Source organism: Streptomyces sp. NPDC038200, from assembly GCF_055600785.1.
The window spans coordinates 305,475-323,785 of the sequence record NZ_JBVJYH010000001.1; the positions used below are offsets into that span (position 1 = coordinate 305,475).

Below are 18,311 nucleotides of genomic sequence, written 5' to 3' on the forward strand. Positions count from 1 at the left end.
GCTGTTGGGGTAGACCCTGGGAAAGATTGGCACCTTTTTCCTGCCACGGGGCCCACGCTCGGTCGCGCCCCCAGGGAACTTCGTAGAAGCCGCGCACGGGGCCGGGCGCCCGGCCGGGTCACTTCAGCGTGGCCGAGGTCAGCCCCGCCTGCACCTGCCGCTGGAAGGAGAGATACACCACCAGCATCGGGATCATCGCGATGGTCACACCCGCGAAGAGAACGGGCAGGTCGGAGGCGTATCCCTGCTGCTGTTGCAGCTGGATCAGCCCCTGGGTGAGGACGTACCGCTCGGGGTCGGAGCCGCTCTGCGGCTGCATGAGGACCGTGGGCAGGATGAACTGGTTCCACTGCCCCAGGGTGTTGAAGATCCCCACGCTGATCAGTCCGGGCTTCGCCATGGGCAGCATCACCTGGAAGAAGGTCCGGGTGTGCGAGGCGCCGTCCAGGACCGCCGCCTCGAAGACCGCCGTGGGCAGGGTCCGGAAGAAGGCGTGCATGAAGAAGACCGTGAACGGCATCGAGTAGGCGATGTAGACCAGGATCAGCCCCTGGTAGGTGTTCAGCATGTCCAGCCGCTTGACCATGAAGAACAGCGGGACCAGGGCCAGGAAGACCGGGAACATCGCGCCGGCCACGAAGAAGTAGTAGAGCAGCCGGTTGCCCCAGAAGCGGTACCGGGCCAGCACGTACGCGGCCATCGAGCCGAACAGCATGGTCAGCGGCACGGAGAACACCAGGACGATCACGGTGTTCAGGAAGTAGTCGCCGATGCCCTTGTCCCAGGCACGGCTGAAGACGCCGAGGGACCAGTGCTCGGGCCAGCCGAAGGCCGAGCCGCCGATCTGGGCGTCGCTCTTGAAGGCGCTGAGCACCAGCCACAGCAGCGGCAGCACGATCAGCAGGGCCCACAGGGCGAGGAAGCCGTGGGAGAAGACGTTCAGGACCACGCCCTCGCCCCGGCGGTCGCCGGGACGGACGGGGTCCTTGGTCACGGTCCGCTCGGGCTGGACGGGGGCGTTCTCTTTGATGGGTGCGCTCATGTCGTCACTCCCGCTCAGAACTCGATGCGCTCGCGGCGGGTGGCGCGCAGCGTGACCACGGACAGGACCAGCGTGAGCAGCAGCATGACCACACCCATGGCGCAGGCGTAGCCGCTCTTGCCGTAGTAGAGGAAGTTCCGCATCATCACCGTCGACATCACGTCGCTGTGGTGGTCGGGGCCGCCGCCGTAGGCGCCCATGTTCTGGGTCATCGAGGACACCAGCACGAACATGTCCATGGCGACGATGCCGAGGTACACCCAGGCGGTCTGCACGGTGTCCCACAGCAGCGGCAGGGTGATGCGGAAGAAGGACTGGTTGCGGCTCGCGCCGTCGATCAGGGCGGCCTCGTAGATGTCCCGCGGCACGGACTGCATGGCGGCCGAGAACAGCACCAGGTAGAAGCCGACGCCGTGCCAGACCACGACCAGCATCAGCGCCCACAGCACCATGCGGGGCTCGTTGAGCCACTCCACCGGGCTGTCCGCGTCGACCAGGCCGATCTTGATCAGGAAGCCGTTGAGCAGACCGCCGCCGTCACTGCGGTACACCGCGTTGAACAGCACCGCGAGGATCGCCAGCGACAGCACCTGCGGGAAGAAGTAGACGATTTTGTAGAACTTCGATCCGGCGACCCCCTGCACCCCGCCGGCCCGGCTGCGTCCGCCCGCGTTCAGCATGAACGCGAAGAACAGGGCGAGCAGAATCGTGATCACCGGGATGAAGATCAGGAAGAGGATGTTGTGCCAGATGGCCTCCAGGAAGACGTCGTCCTGGAACAGCGTCCTGTAATTGTCCAGACCAACGAAGTCGAAGGTCTGCGACTGCCCCTTCCAGTTCGTCAGTGAATACCCGAACGTCTGGATGTACGGCCAGATCACGAAGATCACATAAAGCGCCACGGGAACGAGGAGAAACCCCGCGACGAACCGGTACTGCCCTTTGCGCATGGACTTTTCCTGCCCTGTGGTGTAGCGCCCCGCGGGGGCGGGGGCGGTATCGGTACGCGGCTCCGCCGCGCGGCCTCGACCGGCCGCGACGAAGCAGCGTCCGCACGCGCTCCCGCACCCCTACGGCGGCCCGGCGGCACTAATCCCGGTGGTTCTTCTTCGACGCGGGGTCCTTGGCCTGCTTGTCCACCGCGGCCTGACACCTCTTCAGCCACTCCTTGGGCTGGATGCGCTTGGCCATCAGCTCGTTGGAGGCCGCCTCGATGGCGGTGCCCATCTCGCCGTACCACTCGGTGTACAGGTAGCGGAAGGTGTGGTCGCCCGCGGCCTTGGACGCCTCGACCGTGGACTGGGTGCCCGGGCGCAGCCGGACGCTCGGGTCGACGCCGTCCTTGAGGATGGTGAGCGAGTTGGCCTGCTTGGCGAAGAGCGTCGACCACTCCTTGGAGAGCATGCGCCGCATGAACTCCTTGGCCGCGGGCAGGTTCGCCGCCTTCGCCGGGATGACGAAGGGCTCGCCCGAGCCGGCCCGGATCGCCTCGAACGGCAGTGTGCTGCCGGACAGCAGCGGCATGGGCAGGAACTTCATGTCGAAGTCCGTCGGCGTCTGCTTGAGCTGCTCGTTCTCCAGCCAGGAGCCGGAGGTGATGAAGACGGCCTTGTACTGGTTCCAGCGGGCCTGCGACTCGGTGTGGGTCAGGCCGTTGGTGCCGGGCATCAGATAGCCCTTCTCGACGACCTCGTAGATGGCCTCGATGGCCTCCTGCGCCGCCGCGGAGCCGACGAACGCCTTGGGGTCGAGGTTGTCGATCGCCTTCATGGCGTCCAGACCGCCCTTCTTGGCGATCAGGTCCATGATGGCGACGTTGATGTAGTACGGGTACTTGCCCTGGTGGGCGAGGCCGCCGATGCCCTGCGACTTGGCGTCCTTGCAGATGGCGAGGAAGTCGTCCCAGGTCTTGGGCTCCTCCCAGCCCTTCTCCTTGAAGAGCTTGCCGGAGTACCACAGGCCCCAGACCGTGTAGATGTAGTTCAGCGCGACGATCTTGCCCTCCTGCAGGCCCGGGTCGAGCGTGCCGGGGATCAGGGTGTCGCGGACCTTCTTGGCGGGGTCGTCGACCGAGGGCGCGTCCAGGACCTCGGCGAGGTCCAGCAGCTGACCGTTCTTGTACAGGACGTCGACATTGATCTTCTGGGCGCCCGAGTCGTCCACGATGTCCGGCGGGTTGCCCGCGTTGAAGCGAGGCTGGAGCTTGCCGGTGATCTCCTGGGTGCCGGTGTGGGTGGAGGTGATGCCGAGCTTCTTGCCGAAGTCGGCCTCCCACGCCTTGGCGTAGTCGTCGCCGTATCCGCCCTTGAAGACGACGACGTCGAGCTTGCTGCCCTTCTTGGCACCGAAGGGGTTGTCCTTGGACGCCTTCCCCTTGGTGTTGCCCTCGTCCGTCTCGTCGCTTCCGCCTCCGCTGGCGCAGGCGGACAACAGGCCCATTCCCGGGGCCGCGACCAGACCGAGCGCCGCGGACCGTTTGATCAGATCACGACGGCCGACACCTTCGGCACCGTGGTGCGCAGTGGATCCCATGCTCAAGTCCTCGCCTTCTCCAGGACTCAGGCGGTGAACCGGATCCTCCCCGGCACCGCTGTCGGGTAGTGCTGGGTCGTGCTGGAAACGCCGACAGGTATAGTCCACTTCCCGCCAGCGGAGCAAGATCGAATGCAGGGTTCGCCCTGGGTCTTTTCCGAGTTGAGACCTCACGGAAATCTAAAGGCCCGAACAACGGCCCCCCGGAAAAAGTCGCGACATAACTCCCTGAATGCCACAGCCAACACCCTTGACATCACGGGCCACTTGACCACCTACTGGTTCCTGCGCCCCGAGTTGACAACGTTGTCCGGAGGGGGCGCAGGAGGGGAAATCCGTAGATGCAGCGGAGAACTCGGCACAGATGGGCTCCGGCGGTCGTCGTCACGGCCGCCTTCGTCATGGCCGTCGGCACGCAGGGCGCGGCGGTCGCCCTGCCCGCCAAGGCTCCGGCGGCCGACCGGGAGTTCGCATCCTCGTTCGAGGCGGGCGAGCCGGCGCCGGACTGGCTGAACACCGTCGACACCGGGCCGGACGGCGGCAAACGCGCCTCGGGCGTCGACGGCGGCTACAGCACCGGCATTCCGGGCAATGTCACCGACCATGTCACCGAGGTCCGGGCGAGCGCCGAGAACACGGGCGCCGGCGAGGTCGCGGAGAACCTCGCGGACGGCGAGCCCGGCTCCAAGTGGCTCACCTTCGCGCCCACCGGCTGGGTGGAGTTCGACCTGGACAAGCCGATCAAGATAGCGACGTACGCGCTCACCTCGGCCAACGACTACGACGAGCGCGACCCCGAGGACTGGACCCTCCAGGGGTCCGCCGACGGCAAGGACTGGAAGACGGTCGACACCCGCTCGGGCGAGAACTTCTCCGAGCGATTCCAGACGAAGTCGTACGATCTCACCGAACCGGTCGAATACCAGCACTTCCGGCTGGAGGTGACGAAGAACAGCGGCGCCGCGGACATCCTGCAGCTCGCCGATGTGCAGTTCTCCACCGGAGGCGGCGGCGGACCGGTGCCCCAGGACATGCTGACCCTGGTCGACAAGGGCCCGAGCGGCTCCCCGACCGCCAAGGCGCGGGCCGGGTTCACCGGAAGGCGTGCGCTGCGCTACGCCGGCCGGCACACCGCGGACGGCAGGGCGTACTCGTTCAACAAGGTCTTCGACGTGAACGTCAGGGTCGGTGCCGACACCCAGCTGTCCTACCGCATCTTCCCGTCGATGGCCGACGGCGACCGCGACTACGACGCCACCGACGTCTCCGTCGACCTGACCTTCACCGACGGCACCTATCTGAGCGACCTGGGCGCGCGGGACCAGCACGGCTTCCCGCTCTCCCCGCGCGGGCAGGGCGCGTCGAAGGCCCTGTACGTCAACCAGTGGAACAACGTGGCCGCGCGGATCGGCTCGGTGGCGGCCGGCAGGACCGTGGACCGGATCCTGGTGGCGTACGACTCCCCCGACGGCCCGGCGAAGTTCCGCGGCTGGCTGGACGACGTGTCCCTGAAGCCGGTGGCGCCCGAGAAGCCGAAGGCGCATCTGTCGGACTACGCGCTGACCACCCGCGGCACCAACTCCAGCGGCAGCTTCTCGCGCGGCAACGACTTCCCGGCGACGGCCCTGCCGCACGGCTTCAACTTCTGGACGCCGGTGACCAACGCCTCCTCGCTGAGCTGGCTCTACGAGTACGCGCGTGCGAACAACGCCGACAACCTGCCGACGATCCAGGCGTTCAGCGCGAGCCACGAGCCCAGCCCCTGGATGGGCGACCGGCAGACCTTCCAGGTGATGCCGTCGGCCGCGGCCGGCACCCCCGACACCGCCCGGGAGGCGCGGCAACTGCCCTTCCGGCACGAGAACGAGACCGCCCGGCCCTACTACTACGGCGTGCGGTTCGAGAACGGTCTCCAGGCCGAGATGGCCCCGACCGACCACGCCGCCGCACTGCGCTTCACCTATCCCGGCGCCGACGCGAGCGTGCTGTTCGACAACGTCACCGAGCAGGCCGGCCTGACGCTCGACAAGGAGCACGGCGTCGTCACCGGCTACTCGGACGTCAAGTCGGGCCTGTCCACGGGCGCCACCCGGCTGTTCCTGTACGGCAGGTTCGACAAGCCGGTCACCGGCGGCACGGCGAGCGGCGTCAAGGGTTACCTGCGCTTCGACCCGGGCGCCGACCGTACCGTCACCCTGCGCCTGGCCACCTCGCTCATCAGCGTCGACCAGGCCGAGGACAACCTGCGTCAGGAGATCCCGGACGGCACGTCCTTCGACACGGTCAAGGCGCACGCCCAGCGCACCTGGGACAAGCTGCTCGGCAAGGTCGAGGTGGAGGGCGCGACCCCGGACCAGCTGACCACGCTCTACTCCGGTCTGTACCGGCTGTACCTGTACCCCAACTCGGGCTTCGAGAAGGTGGACGGCAAGGACCGGTACGCCTCGCCGTTCTCCCCCATGCCGGGCCCGGACACCCCGACGCACACCGGCGCGAAGATCGTCGACGGCAAGGTGTACGTCAACAACGGTTTCTGGGACACCTACCGGACCACGTGGCCGGCGTACTCGTTCCTCACCCCGTCCCAGGCGGGTGAGATGGTCGACGGTTTCGTGCAGCAGTACAAGGACGGCGGCTGGACCTCCCGCTGGTCCTCCCCCGGTTACGCGGACCTGATGACCGGCACCTCCTCGGACGTGGCGTTCGCCGACGCCTACGTCAAGGGTGTGCAGTTCGACGCGAAGGCGGCGTACGACGCGGCCGTGAAGAACGCGACCGTCGTCCCGCCGACGTCGGGCGTGGGCCGCAAGGGCATGACCACCTCGCCGTTCCTCGGCTACACCGCCACCGACACGCACGAGGGCCTGTCGTGGGCGATGGAGGGCTATGTCAACGACTACGGCATCGCGAAGATGGGCCAGGCCCTCTACAAGAAGACGGGCGAGAAGCGCTACCGGGAGGAGTCGGAGTACTTCCTCAACCGGGCGCGGGACTACGTGAAGCTGTTCGACGCCAAGGCCGGCTTCTTCCAGGGCCGGGACGCCAAGGGCGTCTGGCGCGTGCCGTCCGCCTCGTACGATCCGCGCGTGTGGGGCTACGACTACACGGAGACCAACGGCTGGGGCTACGCCTTCACCGCCCCGCAGGACAGCCGGGGCCTGGCCAACCTGTACGGCGGCCGGCAGGGCCTGGCCGACAAGCTGGACGCGTACTTCGCCACCCCGGAGACGGCCTCCCCGGACTACGTCGGCTCCTACGGCGGTGTCATCCACGAGATGACCGAGGCCCGGGACGTCCGGATGGGCATGTACGGCCACTCCAACCAGGTCGCGCACCACGTCATCTACATGTACGACGCGGCCGGCGAGCCCTGGAAGGCGCAGGCGTACGTACGTGAGGCGCTGTCCCGGCTCTACACCGGCAGCGAGATCGGGCAGGGCTACCACGGCGACGAGGACAACGGCGAGCAGTCGGCCTGGTACCTGTTCTCCGCGCTCGGCTTCTACCCGCTGGTCATGGGCAGCGGCGAGTACGCGATCGGCTCCCCGCTGTTCAAGAAGGTGACCGTGCACCTGGAGAACGGCCGGGACCTGGTGGTGCGGGCGCCGCGGAACAGCGCGAAGAACGTCTACGTCCAGGGTGTGATGGTCAACGGCCGTCCCTGGAAATCGACTTCGCTCCCCCACTCGCTGCTGTCCAAGGGCGGGGTGCTGGACTTCTCCATGGGCTCCACGCCGTCGGCCTGGGGCTCGGGCAAGGACGCGGCGCCGGTCTCCGTCACCCGGGACGACAAGGTGCCGGCGCCCCGCTCGGACGTGCTGAAGGGGGACGGCGCGCTCTTCGACGACACCTCGGCGACGAGCGCGACGCTCGCCTCGGCGGACCTGCCGGCCGAGGGCGCCGTCAAGCCCGTCCAGTACACGCTGACCTCGGGGGCCGACCGCACGAAGGCGCCGGCCGGCTGGACCCTTCAGGGCTCCACCGACGGCACCGACTGGCAGACCCTGGACCACCGCTCCGGCGAGGCGTTCGCCTGGGACCGCCAGACCCGTGCCTTCACCATCGCCCACCCGGGCACCTACACCCGGTACCGCCTGGTCCTGGACGGCGAGTCGACCCTGGCGGAGGTGGAGCTGCTGGCCTGACGCCGTACGGACCGAGCACCGACAGGGCGGCCCGCACCCGGCATCCGGGTGCGGGCCACTCCGGTGTGCGGGGCTCAGCCCGTGGCGAGGGTGAACACGTGCAGGTCCGCGTCGCGCGGCAGCGTGACGCTCCTGATCCGCTTGCCGGCCGGGGCCCGGTACGGCTCCGTGGCGAAGACGTACGTCGCCACCGGGTCCTTGTCCGCGCCCGCGACGTTGCGGTACGCGGTCCTGGCGACGACCTCGTTGCCGTACTGGACGGTGCCGCCTCCGCCGCCCACGGTCCAGTCGGTGAAGGACAGGTCGACACCGGCGGTGGTGCCGTCGGTGTAGGTGACGGTCGCCCTGGTCTGCTGGTTGCCGTTGACCGCGCTGCCGATGAACGACAACGAGGCGGCCGGGGAGGCCAGTTCGACGGTCTGGCCGGCCGCCGTGGCGTTGTCGGGGCGGCCGGCGGGCGAGCCGGGCCAGGTGAAGGTGAGGCCGTCGACCGTGGCCTGCCCGCCCGGGGTGAGACCGGCCGCGGCGAGGGCCTGGCGGGAGTAGCTCCAGCCGCCGCCGTCGTAGTCGGCCTCGTCGTGGTCGCCCTGGTCGTCGGAGACGCCCGCGTTGTCGTAGGCGGCGAGCAGACTGCCCGGGGCGGCCACGGTGAGGGACACCGGCTGCTCGTACGAGGAGTCGCCCGAGGTCACCGTGACCTGGACGTCGGCGAAGCCCTGCTCGGCGTCCCGCGCCGCCGTGAGGGTGATCTCCTCGGCGCCGTCGGTGACCGTGCCCTGCGCGGGCGTGGCCGTCACCCCGGCCGGGGTCCGGACGCGGAAGCGCACCTCCGGGCCGGTGCCGCCGGTCAGCGACCGCGCGCGGACGCCGATCTTCGTGCTGTCACCGGGGGCGAGGACGGCGGCGGTGGGCCCGACGCCGATCTGGTACGGCTGCTCGCCCTCCCGGAAGGACGGCGGCGGGTTGTCCGTGCCCCAGCCGCGGTCCGGGGTGGTGGAGAGGGTGTAGTCGAGCCGTCCGCCGTCCCGGACGAAGGACGCCGGCAGCCAGGGGCGGTCGCCGGGCCGCCCGTCCACCCTCAGGGACCGGACGTAGGGGGCGTCGGCCGCCGCGCCGGCCGCGCGCACCGAGATGTCGGCGCCGCCCGGCCGGTCGATCTCGATCCGCTCGAACAGCGGCGAGGCCAGGACCAGCTCCGCGCGGGACGGCACCTGCGGGTACATGCCGAGGGCGGAGAAGACGTACCAGGCGGACATCGCGCCGAGGTCGTCGTTGCCCGGGATGCCGCCGGGCTCGGTGGACCACAGCTGCCGCATCGCCGCGCGGACGGTCTCCTGCGTCCGGTAGGGGGCGCCCGCGTAGTCGTACAGGTAGGGGACGTTGATCGACGGTTCGTTGTCCAGCTCGGACTTGGTGCCGCCCTTGCCGGTGAAGGCCCAGCCGCCGTCGGCGTCGTGGAAGAAGTCGTCGAGGCGGGCGAGCGCCTCGTCCCGGCCGCCCAGCGCGGCGAAGAGCCCCGCCGGGTCGTGCGGGACCATCCAGGTGTACTGGGCGGCCGTGCCCTCGACGAAGCCGTTGCCGGTGCCCGGGGTGAAGCCGGTGACCCAGCTGCCGTCGGCCTTGCGGTTGGCGATGTAGCCGCCGCTCGGGTCGGCCGCGATGTTGAAGTTGTTCTGCCACCACTGGGCGCGGCGGGCGAAGCCGGCCGCCGTGTCCTGCTCCCCCGCCGCGCGGGCGAGCTGGGAGATCGCGAAGTCGGCGGTGGACATCTCCAGCGTCTCGGCGGCCCCGCCCCAGGCGTTGGAGACGGACGGCATGTAGTGCGACGCGAGGTACTTGTCGAGGGAGGGGCGCTGGCCGGCCGACAGCACGGGCTTGCCCGCCGGGGACAGGTCCTGCGGCGTGGGGACGGTCGCGGCCCGTACCAGGGACCGCAGGGCGCCCTTGAGGTCGAAGTCCGTGCCGCCGAAGGCGTGGATGCCGGCGAGGGCGGTGGGCGAGGGGTCGCCGTTCATGACGTGGGTGCCGCCCGCGCCGTGCAGCCAGCGGTCCCAGACGCCGCCGTTCTGCCGCGCGAGTGCGTACAGCGACTGGGCGATGTCCGAGCCCGTGCGCGGGTCGAGCAGCGTGAGCAGCTGCACCTGGTCCCGGTAGACGTCCCAGCCGGAGAAGGTGCCGTACTGGGCGCGGTGGCCCCTGCCGACGGTGTGCACCTTGTCGTCGCTGCCGCGGTACCGGCGGTCGGCGTCGCTGATGACGTTCGGATGCAGCAGCGCGTGGTAGAGCGCGGTGTAGAAGGTGGTGCGCTCGGCGTCCGTGCCGCCGCCGACCCGGACCGCCCCCAGCCGCTCCCGCCAGGCCCGCCGGGCCGCCTCCCGCACCGCGTCGAAGGAGCGCCGCGGCGGGTTCTCGGCGGCCAGGTTGGCCTCGGCGGCCTTCCGGCTGACGTAGGAGATGCCGACCTTGACGTTCACCGGGCCGTCGCCGGGGGCGAACTCCACATAGCCGCCCGCGCCCTTCCCGGCCACCGGCCGCCCGCCGTGCGAGAAGCCGCCGGTGCCGCCGGACGCCGCCCGGGAGCCGGGGTCCAGTGTGCCGTCCTGCCAGGTGCCGGTGGCCTTGAAGGCGCGGTCGAAGCGGGCGGTGAAGTGGAGGGTGTAGTAGGCGCGCTGCCCTTCGGGGTCGAGGTAGCCGCAGAAGTCGCCGGAGGTGACCGAGCCGGAGATCGTCCGGGTGTCCGGGTCGATCGTGACCGCCGAGTCCGCCGATCCGACCTCGGAGTTCGCGGTGCGCACCAGCAGGGACGCGGGCTTGTCCGCCGGGTAGGTGAAGCGGGCCGAGCCGGTGCGGGCGGTGGCGGTGAGGTCGGCGGTGACGCCGGAGGCCAGGCCGACCCGGTAGTGGCCGGGCTCGGCGGTCTCGTCGGCGTGGCGGAAGTCGGACGCGTAGACGGCGTCCTTGGTGTCGCTCGCCGGGGAGGAGGTGACCTCGCCGGCGTACGGGAAGAACGGGATGTCGCCGCTGCCGCCCGCGCAGCCCGTCCCGGACATGTGGGTGAGGCTGAAGCCGCGGATGCGGGTGGCGTCGTACTGGTAGCCGCCCGGGGCGGCGGTTCTCGTCGCGTCGCCGCGGGTGTTCTCCGGGCTCCAGGAGAGCATGCCGAACGGCACGACGGCGCCGGGGAAGACGTCGCCGCCGTTCCTGGTGCCGATCAGCGGATCGACGTACGGGGTGGGGTCCTCGACGAGTCCGGGGGGAGCTGCGGTCGCCGCTAGGGCGGGGGCGGTGCCGCAGGTCGCGAGGAGCGCGGCGAGCAGCAGGGACAGGGGTCGGAAACGCATGACGCGGCCCTTCCTCCAAACGGACGGGTCGCGCACCACAGGTCGCACAAGCCGCAGGGACAGTAGCGTGCGCCACCGGTACCACGGAAGACCGCGTGCGCTCCGGGAGGCGCACGCCTGGATCACCCGCCTGGGCTAATCAAGTGGCTTGACATCGTTGTCCGTTGCAGCGGTAGAGTCATGTACAGACCACACCTGACAACGATGTCGCGCGAGCCTCGGGTCGCCGCACAAGCCACGCGGTTCCAGGCCATCCCCTCCGGGCAGGCACCCCACACCCCCCTCGCCTGCCCGGCTCGCGGACCCGGTGCGCACGGCCACCGGGTCCGCCCAGAGCGGCTCAGCCGATCCGGCAGGGCAGGGTGGAGGCGCCGTCGTCGCCGTCCCCCTGGACCACGTATCCGAACGTCGTGGACCGCCCCGGACTCAGTGCTCCGTTCCAGTCGGTGTTGTGGACCATGACGTCCTGACCGCTGTAGGTGGCGTTGCCGTTCCAGAGACTGGCCACCCGCTGTCCGGCCGGCAGTGTCCAGTCGACCATCCAGCCGAGCATCGGCACGTCACCGCTGTTGGTCACCGTCACCTCGACCTGGTGGCCGCCGGACCAGCTGCTCGTGGTCTTCCGGGTGGCGCCGCAGGTGCCGGCCGGGGGCTCGGTGGGGCTGCCGGGGTCGTGGACGCCGGTCACCTCGCCGTTGCCGCCGTCGAACACGACGTCGGAGCAGGAGTAGAAGGTCTCCGCGCTGTCCGACCGCTGCCACACCATGTAGATGACGTGCCGCCCCGTCTTGTTCGACGGGAGTGTGCCGGTCCAGGAGTAGTGCGCCTCGACCGTGCCCGGCGAGCCGGTCAGCGGCGGGTGGTCGACGGTGAGGAACGGCCGGTCCTCCATCCGGTCCCAGGTGAGCGGCTGGGTCGGGTCGTAGCCGTCCTTGGTGACGTAGACGTAGAACCAGCCGGGGTGAGCCGCCCAGGCGTTGTAGGAGAAGTCGACCGTGGTGCCCGCGGTCAGGTGGGTGACCGGCCAGTCGTCACGGGCCAGGTCGAAGCCCGTGAAGTTCGGATTGCCCCCGCTGCACAGCGAGCCGTCGGGCACGAAGCCGCGGGTGCGCCCGGCGCCGTCGGAGCGGAGCACGGAGAACCAGTTGTAGAAGGGCGTGGTCCCGCCGGCCTGCTGGGCGGCTCGGCAGGCGGGGTTGACGGGCTTGATCTCACCGGTGTCGGTGAGTGCGTCCTGCCAGCACAGGAAGGTCCGGCTGCCGGGCTTCATGGGGGTGCCGTGGGCCGAGGCCGGGGCGCCGGCCGCGAGGATCAGCCCGAGGGCGGGCAGGGCGGCGAGCAGGGCCAGGACGACCAGGAAGAAGGCGCTGTGGCGGGTGGGGTGGGGTAATCGGGGACGTACGGACGTGGTTGTCATATGCATGACACTCTCGACCTCCCGTCGGCGGTCGCACGGATAGGGGGCGGACAGGGGAAGGGGTGCGGAGGATATGGGAGCGCTCCCATCCCTCTCTCGTGAAGCTAGCGCCAAGTCCGGCGGCTGTAAACGCCCGTGCGGTTCCTCGATGGGGGCTGTCCATCTCGTGGACGGACCATAGCCACTCGGAAAACACCAGTGCTACAAATACCGCATGTCGGACGCATCGGTCCGATCCAGGCGTTACGCTTGGCGCACTGTGATCGGCAAGAGTCCCCGGAGCGTCGCCGGACAGGTTTTCCTGCTCCAGGTGGCTCTGGTGGTGCTGCTCGTGCTCTGCGCCGTCCTCGCGCTCGTCCTGCAGTCGAAGCGGGACACCACCACCGAGGCCAGGCGGCGGTCCATCGCCGTCGCCGAGACCTTCGCCCACGCTCCGGGCCTGCAGCAGGCACTGAAGCTGCCTGATCCGTCCACGGTCCTGCAGCCGCTGACCGAGGCGGCGCGGAAGGCCGCGGGCGTGGACTTCATCGTGGTCATGGACACCCATGGCATCCGCTACACGCATCCGATGCCCGGCCGGATCGGCAAGCGGTTCGTGGGCGAGATCGGGCCCTCGCTCGCCGGGAAGGTCTACACCGAGAGCGTGCACGGTCCGCTCGGCCACGAGGTGCAGGCCACCGTGCCCGTCGACGACAGTCACGGCAAGGTCATCGCCCTCGTCTCCGCCGGACTGAAGGTCAAGAACGTCACCAGCGCCCTGGACCGGCAGCTGCCGATCATCTTCGCCGCCGGCGGCGGCGCGCTCCTGGTGTCGACCGGCGGTACGGCCCTGGTGGGCCGGAGGCTGCGGCGGCAGACCCACAGCCTGGCGCCGGACGAGATGACCCGGATGTACGAGCACCACGACACGGTCCTGCACTCGGTGCGCGAGGGTGTGCTCATCATCGACGCCGGCGGCCGGCTGCTGCTCGCCAACGACGAGGCCAGGCGGCTGCTGGAGCTGCCCGCCGACGCCGAGGGGCGCGCGGTGCGGGAGCTGCCGGGGATCGAGCCCGCGATGGAGGACCTGCTCGTCTCCGGGCGCGAGGCCAGCGACGAGGTGCTCTTCGCCCAGGGCCGGCTGCTGGCGGTCAACCAGCGGCCCACGGACCGCGCGGGATGCCCCGGGGGCACCGTCGTGACGCTCCGCGACTCCACCGAGCTGCAGGCACTGTCCGGCCGGGCCGAGGCCGCCCGGGAGCGGCTGGAGCTGCTGTACGACGCGGGCCTGCGCATCGGCAGCACACTGGACGTGGTCCGCACGGCCGACGAGCTGGCCCGGGTCGCCGTCCCCCGCTTCGCCGACTTCGTCACCGTCGACCTGGCCGACGCGGTGCTGCACGGGGAGGAGCCGGCTCGCACCGCCACGGACATGCGGCGCGTCGCCGTGAGCGGCATCCGGGACGACCACCCCCTCTACGAACAGGGCCGGCTGATCGACTTCCTGCCCTCCACGCCCCAGGCGCGCGGGTACGACGCCGGCCGCTCCGAGCTGGTCGACCTGCCCGGCGACGAGGGCTGGCGCGTACAGGACCCCGAGCGAGCCCAGCAGATCCTGGACTACGGCATCCACTCGCTCCTCACCGCTCCGATCCGGGCCCGCGGAGTCGTGCTGGGCATGGCCAACTTCTGGCGGGCCAAACGGGGACCCTTCGACGAGGAGGAGATGTCGCTGGCGGACGAGCTGGTGGCGCGGGCCGCGGTCAGCATCGACAACGCCCGCCGGTACACCCGCGAGCACGCCCTGGCGGTCACCCTCCAGCGCAGCCTGCTGCCGCGCGCCCTGCCCGAGCAGAGCGCCCTCGACGTCGGTTACCGCTATCTGCCCGCCCAGTCGGGCGTGAGCGGCGACTGGTTCGACGTGATACCGCTGCCGGGCGGCCGGGTGGCGCTGGCCGTCGGCGACGTGGTGGGGCACGGCCTGCACGCCGCCGCGACGATGGGCCGGCTGCGGACCGCGGTGCACAACTTCTCCACGCTCGACCTGCCGCCCGACGAGCTGCTGCACCATCTGGACGACCTGGTCGGCCGCATCGACCTGGAGGAGGCCTGTCCGGAGCGGGCCGGTGAGATCGTGGGCGCCACCTGTCTGTACGCGATCTACGACCCGGTGAGCCGCCGCTGCGCGATGGCCCGCGCCGGGCATCTGGCGCCCGCTCTGGTCCACCCCGACGGCAGTGTCACCTTCCCCGACCTGCCGGCCGGGCCTCCGCTGGGCCTGGGCGGCATGCCGTTCCAGACGGCCGAGCTGGAGCTGGCCGAGGGCAGCCAGCTCGTCCTGTACACCGACGGCCTCGTCGAGGACCGCAGACGGGACCTGGACGAGGGCCTGGAGCTGCTGCGGCGGGCGCTGGCGGATCACCCCGGCCGGCCGCCGGAGGAGAGCTGCCAGGCGGTGCTGGAGCAGCTGCTGCCCGAGCGTCCCCGGGACGACGTCGCCCTGCTCGTCGCGCGCACCCGGGTGGTGCCGGCCGACCAGGTCGCCGACTGGGACGTGCCGCGCGACCCGGCCGCGGTGTCGGGGATGCGCGGCGCCGTCTCCGCCAAGCTGGCGGAGTGGGGCCTGTCCGAGCTGGGCTTCGGCATGGAGCTGGTGCTGAGCGAGCTGATCACCAATGCCATCCGCTACGGCTCCGATCCCATCCATGTGCGGCTGATCCACGACCGCACGCTGATCTGCGAGGTGGCCGACGGCAGCTCCACCTCGCCGCATCTGCGGTACGCCGCGTCGACCGACGAGGGCGGCCGGGGCCTGTTCCTGGTCTCGCAGCTGGCCGAGCGCTGGGGCACCCGGTACACCCCGCAGGGCAAGGTGATCTGGGCGGAGCTGACGGTGCCCGACCTGAGCAAGTTCCTCGACATCTGACCGGGACGCGGTCCGCCTGCCAACGAGTGAATCCGGCCGTGCGGTGGCAGAACCCGGCGCGACAGCGGGAAGTCCCCTGTGCGTACCCGACACGTCACGGGCAGGGAGCACCCCTATGCCGAAGTTCCTCATCCAGGCCGCCTACACGCCCGAGGGCACGAGGGGGCTGCTGGAGGAGGGCGCGAGTGGCCGCCGCGCCGCCGTCGACCATGTCGTCGCCAGCCTCGGCGGAACGGTCGAGGCCATGTACTTCGCCTTCGGGGAGGACGATCTCGTGTGCATCGTCGACTTCCCCGACCCGGTCTCCATGGCCGCCGTCAGCCTCAGGGTCAAGGCCGGCGGCGCCCTCCGCACCCGGGCCACTCCCCTGCTCACCCTCGCCGAGATCGACGAGGCCACCCGCCGGCACGTCGACTTCCGCCCGCCCGGCGCGTGAACGGACCAGCGGCGGGAGAGGGACCGGGCCCGGCGCCCGAAGCGGGTGCCGCGGGTTCCGGCTGACGCCCGCTCGTCCGCCTGCGGGCACAACGGGTGATCCGCTCGGCGTGGAGCACCGGAGGTTCTGCCCCAGGCCGTTCACTGGGAGGTGTGATCAGGCTTGATACGGCGCTCGCGGGCCTCGGCGGGGCCCTCGGTGGAGGCTTCTTCGGAGCCACGGCCCACTACGTGGTCAAGTCCCTGGGGCAGCGTCGCAGGGACGAGGAGTCGGGGTTGCGGACACAGCGGCAAGCCGTCCACGAGCAGTTCAGGCGCGTCTGTGCGGCCAGGGACTGGGTGGCCGGGCTGTCCGGGCCGACCGGCGTGCCCGACTCGCCCGAGCGGCGGCGGCAGGTCCGGGCCGAAGCGATCAGGCGCAGCGACGAGTGCCACGCGACCTGGGCCACCGTCCGCACCGACATCGACAGTGACGAGGTTCGCTCGGCCATGGCCAGGCTCGATCGAGGGATCGTCGCCGTCCTGGGCCAGGTGGCGAGGGGGGACTTCGCGCCGGACCTGAACCCGCTTCGGCAGAGTCTCGACGGGCTGACAGCGGCTGCGAAGCACCGGCTCACGATCCGTCTCCCCCCGCGGTCCTCCCCCCTGACGCGGCTTCTGGCGAACGGCGAGGCCGGAGGCCGCCACGAACCTCGGTGATCCGGAAAGGCCCTCGCCGCCCCGCCCCGGTCGTCGAGGCGTGGCCGGGCCGCACACCGCCGCGCGTGGGCGGCGGGACGGTCAGGAGGTGAGGATGGAGACGCCGTCTCCGAGCAGTTTCAGCCCGAGCACGAAGAACAGGACGGCCATCACGGCGACATTGTGCCGGGCTGCCCATTCCTTCCAGTTGCCGAGCGTGGACCTGGCCCGGTCCCCGCCGAGGAGGAAGACTCCCAGCGGGGCCAGCAGACCGAGGCTGGCGATCAGGACGAAGACCGCCAGAGAGCCGATCTGCTGTCCCAGCGGCAGCCCGGCGGAGCCGATCGCGGCGCCCGCGGCGATGGTCAGCGGGGCGTTCTTGGCGTTGAGCGCGGCGAGAGCGAGTCCGAGGGCGAATATCTTGACCGGCGTGAGGCGGTCGATCGCGCCCATCCACTTGGGCAGTTGGGCTTGTGAAGGGTCCCGGGGGCGCCGGTGCCACTGCCGGGCGCCGAAGACGACGAGGAACAGGCCCAGCGCGAGTTTCAGGGCGCCCACCCAGGTGGCCGGCTGGTGGTGGGAGGAAGCACCCGCCGGGGAAGCGATCGCCAGCATGAGCGCGCCCAGTGCCGAGAGCCCCAGAATCCAGCCGACGGTGAAAAGGGCCCCGTTGAGACGCCCCCGAGGCGTGGCGAGGATCAGGATGATCGCGATGATCGGGAGCGGGCTGACCGCGACGGCTGCCGCGAAACCCAGTACGTCACCGAGGACTTTGCCCATGGTTGCCTCCGTGTGGGGGTCAGGGTGGCGATCCAGTCGAGCAGGATGCGGCAGAGGGGAGAGCCACAACCGCGCGGACGGCGCAACGTTGCTCTGTGACCGGCTGCGCCGCTGTCTTCACGGCCGCGCGCGGGCGGCCCCCGGAAGAGGTGACGGCGACGTACTCGGCACGTCCCGGATCCATCGTCCTGCGCCGGACCGGATCTGTCCTCGGGAGCCGCCGGGGAGGAGAGGACCCCGGTGCCGGCCTGCCAGGCTCTCGCCGCGGCGAGAGCCGAGATGCGTCACGGCACCCCTGCGGTCAGGATTGACGTGTGAGGGCGAGGGCGCCCCAGGTCCGGGCGCTTGGCGACCCTCGCACCGATCCGAGCAGGAGAATCTCACGATGACTGCGACGACAGGTGCAACCCCAACGGCTCACCCCGAGCGCCCGGGCCGGTCGGACGGGGTCTGCAGCGAGTTCACCGTGTTCACCAAGATCAAGCCGGGCGAGGCCGATGCGTTGCGTGAGGATCTCGCCCTGCTGGCCGACGCGACGAACGACGAGAGGGTCCACGCGGCCCTGCGCCAGATCGGCACCCTGCACGACGCACGGCACGTGATCTTCGACGATGACACCCGGCACATGTTCGCCAGCGTCTTCGACGGCTCCTGGGACAGCTACATCGACGACTTCGCCCAGACGGAGGTCGGGGACCGCTTCGACAAGGTCTTCTCGCACACCGAAGGGTTCCCCGGCGTGAAGGACCCCGGGGTGAAGGACTGGTTCGTCGCGCACCAGGCGCCCGCGGGAGTCTTCGTCAGCTCCTATCCCGATCTGACCGTTCAGCAGGTCTGGAAGGACCAGCGCGTGAGCGAGGCGTTCCAGGCGGTGCTGGACACCCCCGAGTTCCGGTCGGCGTTGGAGAACCCGGCCAATGCGGAGCTGGTGGCCACGCCGGCTTTCCAGAAGCTGCTGGAGGAAGCCTCGGCCTAGCACCCGGCCACAGCCGCCCCCAGGAGCCGACCCGACTTCGGCGGACTGCGTCGGCGGACA

11 protein-coding genes are annotated in these 18,311 nt (G+C 70.4%); 5 read left to right on the plus strand and 6 right to left on the minus strand.

Going from position 1 to position 18,311, the window contains the following annotated elements; genetic code table 11:
• Positions 1-118: 118 nt before the first annotated feature.
• From ACZ7KF_RS01350 to ngcE, 3 genes are all read right to left on the minus strand, one after another.
• A complete protein-coding gene (locus ACZ7KF_RS01350) occupies positions 119-1,042 on the minus strand; it encodes a carbohydrate ABC transporter permease (protein ID WP_471068096.1) in 924 nt (307 codons plus the stop codon).
• 14 nt (positions 1,043-1,056) lie between these two features.
• The gene (locus tag ACZ7KF_RS01355; RefSeq protein ID WP_471068099.1) at positions 1,057-1,992 is read right to left on the minus strand and encodes a carbohydrate ABC transporter permease; all 936 of its coding nucleotides are present in this window, start codon (positions 1,990-1,992) and stop codon (positions 1,057-1,059) included.
• Between the two features lie 139 nt (positions 1,993-2,131).
• Positions 2,132-3,574 (minus strand): N-acetylglucosamine/diacetylchitobiose ABC transporter substrate-binding protein, encoded by a 1,443-nt coding sequence (gene ngcE, locus ACZ7KF_RS01360; RefSeq protein WP_471068102.1) that lies wholly within the window; start codon positions 3,572-3,574, stop codon positions 2,132-2,134.
• A 341-nt stretch (positions 3,575-3,915) separates the two neighbouring features.
• Between ngcE and ACZ7KF_RS01365 the strand changes: the two genes are divergently transcribed.
• Positions 3,916-7,719, plus strand: a complete 3,804-nt coding sequence (locus ACZ7KF_RS01365) for a GH92 family glycosyl hydrolase (RefSeq protein ID WP_471068105.1) — start codon at positions 3,916-3,918, stop codon at positions 7,717-7,719.
• Positions 7,720-7,793: 74 nt separating this feature from the next.
• On the opposite strand, the gene ACZ7KF_RS01370 is transcribed toward ACZ7KF_RS01365, so the two are convergent.
• Both ACZ7KF_RS01370 and ACZ7KF_RS01375 read right to left on the minus strand, forming a co-directional pair.
• Complete coding sequence (locus tag ACZ7KF_RS01370) at positions 7,794-11,060, minus strand: GH92 family glycosyl hydrolase (RefSeq protein ID WP_471068107.1); 3,267 nt, start codon at positions 11,058-11,060, stop codon at positions 7,794-7,796.
• Between the two features lie 340 nt (positions 11,061-11,400).
• Entirely contained in the window at positions 11,401-12,477 is a 1,077-nt protein-coding gene (locus ACZ7KF_RS01375; protein ID WP_471068109.1) for a lytic polysaccharide monooxygenase auxiliary activity family 9 protein, read from the minus strand.
• Positions 12,478-12,691: 214 nt separating this feature from the next.
• Here ACZ7KF_RS01375 and ACZ7KF_RS01380 point away from each other — a divergent pair, with 214 nt between their 5' ends.
• From ACZ7KF_RS01380 to ACZ7KF_RS01390, 3 genes are all read left to right on the plus strand, one after another.
• The gene (locus ACZ7KF_RS01380) at positions 12,692-15,382 is read left to right on the plus strand and encodes a SpoIIE family protein phosphatase (protein ID WP_471068114.1); all 2,691 of its coding nucleotides are present in this window, start codon (positions 12,692-12,694) and stop codon (positions 15,380-15,382) included.
• Positions 15,383-15,497: 115 nt separating this feature from the next.
• Entirely contained in the window at positions 15,498-15,818 is a 321-nt protein-coding gene (locus ACZ7KF_RS01385; protein WP_471068117.1) for a GYD domain-containing protein, read from the plus strand.
• A 152-nt stretch (positions 15,819-15,970) separates the two neighbouring features.
• Positions 15,971-16,516, plus strand: coding sequence for a hypothetical protein (locus ACZ7KF_RS01390; RefSeq protein WP_471068120.1), 546 nt, complete (start codon positions 15,971-15,973; stop codon positions 16,514-16,516).
• A gap of 81 nt (positions 16,517-16,597) precedes the next feature.
• Here ACZ7KF_RS01390 and ACZ7KF_RS01395 read toward each other — a convergent pair whose 3' ends face one another.
• Positions 16,598-17,275, minus strand: coding sequence for a GAP family protein (locus ACZ7KF_RS01395; protein WP_471068122.1), 678 nt, complete (start codon positions 17,273-17,275; stop codon positions 16,598-16,600).
• A gap of 466 nt (positions 17,276-17,741) precedes the next feature.
• Here ACZ7KF_RS01395 and ACZ7KF_RS01400 point away from each other — a divergent pair, with 466 nt between their 5' ends.
• Positions 17,742-18,251 carry a hypothetical protein gene (locus ACZ7KF_RS01400; RefSeq protein ID WP_471068125.1) on the plus strand — a complete coding sequence of 170 codons (510 nt, stop codon included), beginning with the start codon at positions 17,742-17,744 and terminating at the stop codon, positions 18,249-18,251.
• Positions 18,252-18,311 lie beyond the last annotated feature (60 nt).

Coding starts and splice junctions, on each gene's coding strand:
- ACZ7KF_RS01365 (WP_471068105.1), top strand. CDS start 3,916: ATGCAGCGGAGAACTCGGCACAGATGGGCTCCGGCGGTCGTCGTCACG.
- ACZ7KF_RS01385 (WP_471068117.1), top strand. CDS start 15,498: ATGCCGAAGTTCCTCATCCAGGCCGCCTACACGCCCGAGGGCACGAGG.
- ACZ7KF_RS01350 (WP_471068096.1), bottom strand. CDS start 1,042: ATGAGCGCACCCATCAAAGAGAACGCCCCCGTCCAGCCCGAGCGGACC.
- ACZ7KF_RS01355 (WP_471068099.1), bottom strand. CDS start 1,992: ATGCGCAAAGGGCAGTACCGGTTCGTCGCGGGGTTTCTCCTCGTTCCC.
- ACZ7KF_RS01375 (WP_471068109.1), bottom strand. CDS start 12,477: ATGACAACCACGTCCGTACGTCCCCGATTACCCCACCCCACCCGCCAC.
- ngcE (WP_471068102.1), bottom strand. CDS start 3,574: ATGGGATCCACTGCGCACCACGGTGCCGAAGGTGTCGGCCGTCGTGAT.
- ACZ7KF_RS01370 (WP_471068107.1), bottom strand. CDS start 11,060: ATGCGTTTCCGACCCCTGTCCCTGCTGCTCGCCGCGCTCCTCGCGACC.
- ACZ7KF_RS01395 (WP_471068122.1), bottom strand. CDS start 17,275: ATGGGCAAAGTCCTCGGTGACGTACTGGGTTTCGCGGCAGCCGTCGCG.
- ACZ7KF_RS01380 (WP_471068114.1), top strand. CDS start 12,692: ATGTCGGACGCATCGGTCCGATCCAGGCGTTACGCTTGGCGCACTGTG.